This is a genomic window from Frankia sp. CeCAU1 (assembly GCF_977971845.1).
Window position 1 is genome coordinate 1 of the sequence record NZ_CDWWXA010000179.1, and the last position, 7,830, is coordinate 7,830.

General features: G+C 73.1%; 6 protein-coding genes and 2 pseudogenes. 2 read left to right on the forward strand and 6 right to left on the reverse strand.

What is annotated here, in order from left to right:
• A pseudogene (locus AC08OO_RS21215) lies at positions 1–561 on the reverse strand (ATP-binding protein); the annotation flags it as partial.
• A gap of 107 nt (positions 562–668) precedes the next feature.
• A complete protein-coding gene (locus AC08OO_RS21220) occupies positions 669–1,334 on the reverse strand; it encodes a TetR family transcriptional regulator (RefSeq protein WP_476611481.1) in 666 nt (221 codons plus the stop codon).
• Positions 1,335–1,438: 104 nt separating this feature from the next.
• On the opposite strand from AC08OO_RS21220, the gene AC08OO_RS21225 reads away from it, so the two are divergent.
• Positions 1,439–1,981: a VOC family protein gene (locus AC08OO_RS21225; RefSeq protein ID WP_241882980.1), complete on the forward strand. Its 543-nt coding sequence runs from the start codon at positions 1,439–1,441 to the stop codon at positions 1,979–1,981.
• Here AC08OO_RS21225 and AC08OO_RS21230 read toward each other — a convergent pair.
• Positions 1,939–3,573, reverse strand: coding sequence for a sensor histidine kinase (locus AC08OO_RS21230; protein ID WP_476611480.1), 1,635 nt, complete (start codon positions 3,571–3,573; stop codon positions 1,939–1,941). The genes AC08OO_RS21225 and AC08OO_RS21230 overlap by 43 nt on opposite strands.
• 18 nt (positions 3,574–3,591) lie before the next feature.
• Positions 3,592–4,374 carry a response regulator transcription factor gene (locus AC08OO_RS21235; protein WP_476611482.1) on the reverse strand — a complete coding sequence of 261 codons (783 nt, stop codon included), beginning with the start codon at positions 4,372–4,374 and terminating at the stop codon, positions 3,592–3,594.
• A 115-nt stretch (positions 4,375–4,489) separates the two neighbouring features.
• On the opposite strand from AC08OO_RS21235, the gene AC08OO_RS21240 reads away from it, so the two are divergent.
• A complete protein-coding gene (locus tag AC08OO_RS21240) occupies positions 4,490–5,644 on the forward strand; it encodes an undecaprenyl-diphosphate phosphatase (protein ID WP_476611479.1) in 1,155 nt (384 codons plus the stop codon).
• A gap of 189 nt (positions 5,645–5,833) precedes the next feature.
• Here AC08OO_RS21240 and AC08OO_RS21245 read toward each other — a convergent pair.
• Both AC08OO_RS21245 and AC08OO_RS21250 read right to left on the reverse strand, forming a co-directional pair.
• Positions 5,834–6,346, reverse strand: a pseudogene (locus AC08OO_RS21245) (tyrosine-type recombinase/integrase); the annotation flags it as partial.
• 183 nt (positions 6,347–6,529) lie between these two features.
• On the reverse strand, positions 6,530–7,830 hold a 1,301-nt coding region (locus tag AC08OO_RS21250), incomplete at its 5' end, for an amidase (protein WP_476618965.1).

Consider the following 7,830-nt stretch of genomic DNA (forward strand, 5'->3'; position numbering starts at 1 on the left):
GCCGCAGGCTTTCCCGCCGCCATCCCCCGCCCCCGAGCGGCGGGGGATGAGCGGTTCGTCCTCGAACGCGGTGAGCTCCGCCCCGTCGTAGCCGAACCTGCGTCGGACCGTGAGCCCCATCGGGTCGCCCGGATGCGCCCGGTAGAACGGCCGGGCGACCTCGGTGCGCCAGTCGACGACCAGCGGATCGTCCCCGGCAGCCTCGCGCACGTGCCGCCGCCCGAGGTAGAAGCGCTGGCCGAGGACCCGGGGCGCGTCGGGCCCGTAGTCGACCCGGCCGAAGAACAGCGGCGTCGAATGCTCCTGCTCGGTGAAGCTGGCGAGCCGCCGTTGCTTCGCCAGCTTCAGGTAGGCGTTCGTCACCTTGTCCACGACCGCGTCGCCCGCGGCAATCTCCGTTCCCTCGACCTCGGCCCGCATCCCCGCCAGCGCCCGCCGGCTGCGCCGGAGGTGCTCGCGTTCCGCGGCCAGCTCCGCGTCCGGTCCGGCCACATCGACAGCCACATCGACGGCCAGGTCGACCGGATCCGCATCCGGTTCGGCGTTCATGCCGTCAATCATCACCGAGCACCCCTTTCTTAACTCGGTAAGGAATACTATCCGGACGAAGGCGGCACTCCCCGCCGCAACCCGCGATCATGAAGGAACAGTCAGGACATGGCAGGCACTCAGGCGTAGTCGGGGAGGGCACGCCGCAGGGCGCGGAACGCCTGATGCGCGGCGGCAAGCGCGTCCGGGAACACCTGCGCGGCGGCAAGCGCGTCCGGGAACACCTGCGCGGCGGACCGTCCCTCCCCCAGCCGGGCCCAGTTCTCCCGGGCCAGCACCCGCCGGACGGCGATGATCTGCGCGGCAGCCAGCCGGGCCGCGAGCTCGCCGGCCGCCGGCACCGCCGCGGCCAGCGCGGCGGCGAGGGCATCCTCATCCTGCCCGGTGTGCTGGGCCAGCCTGCCGAGCAGACTCGGGGTGGAGAAGACCATGCCGTGGTAGGCGAGCACCTCGCGGTCGTCGTTCAGACCGGTGACCGGCTCCCGGCGCTCGAGCCCGGCGGCGAGATGTTCCTCGATGGCGGCCAGCGGCGAACTGCCCGCCGGGCGCTGCGCCACCACCCGGGCGAACTCCCCACGATGGTCGAGGATCCGGTGCAGGACCAGGTCCTCCTTGCTCGTGAAGTAGGTGAACAGCGTCGGCTTCGACACCCCGGCCGCCGCTGCGACCTCCGCCACCGACACCGCACCGAAGCCGCGGTCGAGGAACAGCGCGATGGCCGCCGCGGACAGCGCGTCGTGGGTGCGCCGCTTCTTGCGCTCACGCCGGCCGGCGGGCTCGCACATTCGATCAATCTAGCAAGGGCTGATCCGCCCCGCCGGGACGGACGGCACCGGCCGCCGGGCCCGGGAACAACGGGAACAACGGGAACAACGGGACGCTACGCGACGTGGACGAAGGGGCGCCGCCGCGGGTCGCTCTCGGCCTCCCGCAGCACCTCGCGGGTGACGACGGCGGTCCGCAGGCGGGGCAGACTCGCCGGATGGAGGTTCTCAGTAGCCGCATCCTGCTCCGGCCCACGGATCCGCAGCGCAGTCATCACTTCTACCGCGAGACCCTCGGGCTGGCGGTCTACCGCGAGTTCGGGCCGCCGGAGGAACCCGGGCTGGTGTTCTTCCTCGGCCAGGGCCTGTTGGAGGTGTCCGGGCACTCGCAGCGGCCGGCACGGCCGGTGGGCACGGGCCGGGAACCAGTGGGCACGGGCCGGGAACCAGTGAGGACGGCGCGGCTCTGGCTGCAGGTGCGTGACCTGGCAGCCGAACACGCCCGGTTGAACGCGGCGGGTGTCGTCATCACCCGGGAGCCGCGGCGTGAGCCGTGGGGACTCGACGAGATGTGGATCGAGGATCCGGACGGCGTCCCGATCGTGGTCGTGGAGATCCCGCCCGATCATCCCCTGCGCCGGGACCGGAGATCCCTCGCCGACGGCTGACGCGCGGGCCCGTCGGGACGGCGGGGCTCACCCGGACGACCCGGTGCACCCTCGCCGGCGGCGGACCGGGAGGCCAGGCTCGCCGACGGCGGACCGGGAGGCCAGGCGGTCGCAGGCAGGGTGACGGTGACGACCGCGCCGCCGTCCGGACAGTTGGCCGCCTCGACGGTGCCGCCGTGTGCACTGATGATCGCGGCGACGATCGCGAGACCCAGCCCGGCACCGCCGTGGTCCCGGGTGCGGGCGGTGTCCGCGCGACGGAACCGTTCGAACACGTACGGCAGGAACTCGGGAGGGAACCCGGGGCCGCGGTCGCGGATCTGCACGATGACGACCTCGCCCGGCCCGTCCACACCCACCCACGGCCCGACGACCCGCCGCGGTGTGCGGCATCCCCGCAGCTCGACGACGCTGCCCGCGGGTGCGTGACGCGCGGCGTTGGCAAGCAGGTTGTCGACCGCCCGCCGGAGCATGTCCCCGTCGCCGAGGACCTCCAGCGGCCGCTGCGCGTCGGCGACGCCAAGCCGGAGTCGTAGCCCGCGCGCCTGGAGAAAGCCCGTCGCTGCCCGGGCGGAGCGGGTGAGTACCTCGTCGAGCGCGACCCGCCCCTGTCCGACGAGACCACCGTCCATCCGGGCGAGCGTGAGCAACGACTCGGCCAGCCGGATGAGCCGGTCGGTCTCGTCCGAGACGTTGACGATCGCCTCGATCAGCTCCTCGCGCGTGCGACCGGGACGGGCGGCGAGCTCCAGCTCGGCCTTGAGCACGGTCAGGGGCGTCCGCAGCTCGTGGCCGGCGTCGGCGACGAAGGCACGGTCCCGGGCACGGGCCGCGTTCAGCCGGCGGAGCAGGTCGTTCATCGTTCTGGCCAGAGCGGCGATCTCGTCATGGGTCGCGGGCACCGCCAGCTCGCCGTTCCTGCCGGCGGCGACCGGACCGGCGGCGACCGGACCGGCGGCCGCCATGGCGACCACCTCCGCGGCCGCCATGGCGGCCGCCTGCCGGCGCATCCGCTCCACCGGCCGCAGCGCCGCCCCCGAGAGCAGCCAGGCGGCGAGGCCCGCCAGCGCGATCGTCGGAGCCGTCGCCACCACCATCACGTTGCGGACCCGGTCCTCGGCCCTGTCGGTGAGGTGCGTCGGCGTGCCGACGACCGCGATCATGGTGGCCCGGCCCGTGTGCACCGCCACGGCCAGGACGCGGACATCTCCGGTCGGCCTGATCCCGGTGCCGGCCCGCACTTCCCGGGTGACCAGGGTCGGCTGCGTCCGGGCCCGGGCGAGCTGGTCCGCGGCCAGCAGCGGCCGTGACCCGGCGTCCGGCGACGAGACGATCGGCGTCCCGTCCGCCCGGAGCACCTGGGCGATCGATCCGCCGCCCACGAGCAGGTCGGCCGCATCGGCTCGACCAACGCCCCCGGGTCGGGCGGCATCAAACCGATCGGCGAGCCTGACCGTCAGCAGATCCGACCGGGTCCGCAGGTCGGCGTCGACGGAGTCCCGCAGGTTCACCCGGAGCAGCAGGTAGAACAGGACGCCAGCGATAGCGAGCACGATCGCGGTCCCCAGCGCGAACAGCAGGGTCAGCCTCACCCGGATCGGCACGTCGGGCTACGATTCCCCGTCGACGACCGGGCCGGGCGCACCAGACGCACCGGGCGCGCCAGATGTGCCGGACATAGCAGACACACCAGGTGTGCGGAACGTCCCGGGCGACGTCTCGGCCGGGGTCCGTAGCCGGTATCCGACCCCGCGGACGGTCTCGATGAGCGACGGACCGTCCGGAATGTCGATCTTCCGGCGGACGTAGCGCACGTACTGGTCGACGATGTTGGAGGTGCCGTCGAAGGCGAAGTCCCAGACGTGATCGACGATATAGGTACGGGTCAGAACCTCGTCGGGATGGCGCATGAGCAGGTGGAGGAGCGCGAACTCCTTCGCGGACAGGTCGAGTGGCGATCCGGCCCGCAGGACGCGGTGCTCGGCCGGGTCGAGGCGAAGATCCCCGATCCGCAGGACGGTGGGGCGTTCCACGGCCCCGCGCCGCACGAGCGCCCGCAGCCGGGCGGTCAGTTCCCCGAAGCTGAACGGCTTGGGCAGGTAGTCGTCGGCACCCGCGTCGAGACCGCGGATACGGTCGTCAACGTCCCCCCGGGCGGTGAGCATGAGCACCGGGGCCCAGCGGCCCGCCTCGCGCAGGCGGCGGCACACCTCGAATCCGTCGAGACCGGGAAGCATGAGGTCCAGGACGATCGCGTCGTAGCCGATCTCGGTCGCCTGCCAGACCGCGTCGGCGCCGTCACCGACGACGTCGACCGCGTAGCCCTCCTCGACCAGGCCACGGCGGAGCAGGGCGGCGGTGCGCGCCTCGTCCTCGACGACCAGTACCCGCATGGAACGGATCGTAGAGCTGCTGCGAGCGCAGAACCGCTCCGGTCTGCGGCCGGTGGCGCCGCGGGACTCGGTCATCACACCATGTTCACATGATCGAAGGCGCACGGTGCCGGGCATGTCCTCGTTCAGCTACGCCGAGGCGGGCGTGATCGGTGCCCTGCAGGGCGCCACGGAGTTGTTCCCGGTGTCCAGCCTTGGTCACAGCGTGCTCGTGCCGGCTCTCATCGGCGGCCGATGGGCAGCGGACCTCGACGTCTCCGCGCCCGAGTCGCCCTACCTCGCCTTCATCGTCGCCGTGCACGTGGCCACCGCCGCGGCGCTTATCGTCGCCTTCCGTGACGACTGGCGGCGCATCATCACGGGCCTGGCCGTCTCGGTCCGGGACCGGCGGATCACCACCGCCGACGGCCGGCTCGCCTGGCTGATCATCCTTGGGACCGTTCCGGTGGGCATCGTCGGGCTGCTCCTCGAGCATCCGCTGCGCACCCACCTGGGCCGGCCGCTGCCGGCCGCCGTGTTCCTCACCGTGAACGGCATGATCATGCTGCTGGGGGAGCGTCTGCGCCGCCGGTCGACGACCGGCTGCGCTCCAGGGCCGGCCGGATACCGGGACGAGCACACCATGCCGATACCACGCTCGGCGCCGGTCACGGGCCGCAGGGTCGGGACGCGCCCGGCCTCCGGTCCCCTGGTAGCTCACGGATCCGCACCCGGGTCCGGGCCCGGCAACCACTCGAAGGCCGTGGCGACCGAGACGGCACTACCCGAAGCCGAGACAGCACTACCCGAAGCCGAGACAGCACTACCCGAAGCCGAGACAGCACTACCCGAAGCCGAGACAGCACTACCCGAAGCCGAGACAGCGGCCCGGCACGCCGACCGGCGGCTCGCCGCGCTGCCGCGCCTGGACGCCCTGCTCGTCGGGGTGGCGCAGACCGCCGCCCTGGCTCCGGGAATCAGCCGGTCGGGCGTCACGATGATCGCTGGCCTGTCCCGGGGACTCTCCCACCTCGACGCCGCCCGGTTCGCGTTCCTGCTCGCCACCCCGGTGATCCTCGCCGCCGGCCTGCTGAAACTCCCCGACCTCCTCGGCCCGCTCGGAGACGGTGTTCGCGGTCAGACCCTGTTCGGGGCGATCGTCGCCGGCGTCGTGGCCTACGTGTCCATCCGGTTCCTGGCCCGATGGTTCGAAACCCGCACGGCGACCCCCTTCGCCGTCTACTGCCTGGTGGCCGGTGCCCTGTGCGTCGTACGTTTCGGGATCTTCTGACGTTTCGGGATCTTCCGAACGGCACGGGACAGCAACGGGACAGCGCTGGAGGGCCCAGGACTCGGGTTCGTGCCACCAGCCGAAAAGTAGCTCTCTGTAGTGGCATGGTCCGTTTCGGAGTGGTTCGTAGTCGACGGTGACCCGGTCGACGGCGTCTTGGACGTCGTCGTCGGTGGGCAGGGTGTAGATCCGGACGGTGTCGACGCGGGCGTGGCCGAGGAGTTCGGCGACCAGGACGAGGTCGGCGCCGTCGCGGACAAGCCTGGTCGCGAAGGTGCGCCGCAGGACGTGGGGGAGAGATCTCCAGGCCGGCGGTGCGGCCGGCGGTGCGGATGCTGTGGTCGACCGAGCGGGCGGAGATGCGCCGGCCGCCGCGGGCCCATTCGGCCTGCCTGACCCGGCGGGGCGTGACGAAGGGGTCGGCTGGGATGGGCAGGCCGAGCTGCTCGGCGCGGGCCTGCCGCCAGCGGACGAGGAGGGGCGGGTGCGGGCTGGGAGCGGGAGGTCGCGCAGGCGTCCGCCCTCGCCGAGCACGCGGAGTTTGCCGGTGCGGACGGTGATGACGACGTCGCCGACGGACGGCGACGTCGTCATCACCGTCCGGGCCGAGGCCTGCCCAACCGTAGAACCAGTCCAGGGCGGTGTGCGCGAGCCGGACGGTGCTCGCGGACGCCTTGCGGTCGGATCGAAAAATTTCAGCATCAAGGCGAAGCCGAGGCGCGTCGCCCCGGCCTTGTTCCGCACCAGCTTGCGGTCGCTCTCGCTCAGGGTCCAGCAGTCGATCAGCTGCTCCGGAGTCTACTCCCGCCGCACGCCGGCCACCCCAACGGAACGATCACGGCAGGTCGGACACCAGCCACCAGCACAGGCGAAGCGTCCGGGACGTCACCCAGAGCTACCTTCCGGCTGGTAAGGCACGAACCCGAGTCCCGGGCCCGGTAGCCGTCGTCGCCATGTTCGGATGGGCGCGGTGGGCATGGCGCGGGCCACCAGAGCGACGGCGAGAAGGTCGGCCTCGCGGCCCGGTGGGGCGACCAGGTGCAGGCCAACCGGTTCCCCGACACCGGTTAGGCCTGCTGGGATGCTGATCGCAGGATGGCCGGTGATGTTGAAAGCCCAGGTGAGCGCCACGCTCATCGTCTCCCCGGGCCCCTGGTGGCCGTGCGGGGGGTTGGGTGTGGTCGGGGTGGCGAGCAGGTCGTGCCCGGCGAACAGGCCACCGAGAGAGCGCAGCAGGGCGGCCCGGGTACCGGCGGTGTCCTGGCCGCTGTGACGCAGGGACACCCAGCAGTCCGCCGGGTCGGGCAAGCACGGCACGGCATCGGTCACCGCGAGCGCGCCGGCTCGGGCGAGGGCGTCCAGGTGGGTGCGGGCCACCTCGGCGACCGCCGGGGCCGTATCGGCGAAACCGAGCGTGGCCGACCACGCCGTGCGCAGCGGCCGGTCGGGGCGGCGCAGCGCCGGCAGGGTCGCGGTGCCCGCGACGGCGTCGAGGTAGGCGGCCGCGTCGGCGGGCTCGCGGGCCAGCACGCCGGCAGCGTTGAGACCCGCGCGGTCGCGGGCGGGCACCCGGCCGCCCGTGAGTTTCAGGCCCACGACGCCGCACCACGCCGCCGGGATGCGCACCGAACCGGCGCCGTCGCTGCCGGTGGCCAAGGGAACCAGGCCGGCGGCGACGGCGGCGGCCGATCCGGCGGACGACCCGCCGGGGCTCCAAGCCGGGTCGTGCGGATTGAGAGTCGGGCCGCGGTCGGTGTGCCCCCAGGTCTGCCAGGTAGTGCCCGGGCCCGGGGTGGCGGTGGCACCGACCGGTACGCAGCCGCCCGCGAGCAGCCGGCGGGTCTGGGTCGAGGTCAGCCCCTCGGTAACCTTCACCCCCAGAGGCACCCCGGCCAGCGGCGGCCGTTCGCCCGCGCGGACCCGGCGGTCCACGTCGGCCGCGTGGGCGTACGCCTGCTCGGGCCACAGGGCGGCGAAGGCCCGCACCGCCGAATCGCCGTCCGCGATACGCGCAAGCGCGTCGCGGGTCATCTGCTCGGCGGATAGCTCCCCGGCGTGGACCAGGGCGGCGATGCGCAGCGCGGACAGTCCGCCGCTCACCGGGGCCGCCGGGGCGGGGTGGGGATCGGTGGAGGAGGTGGCGGTTCCCGCCGGGGTGGGGTACGAGATGGGGACGGGTTGCGGGC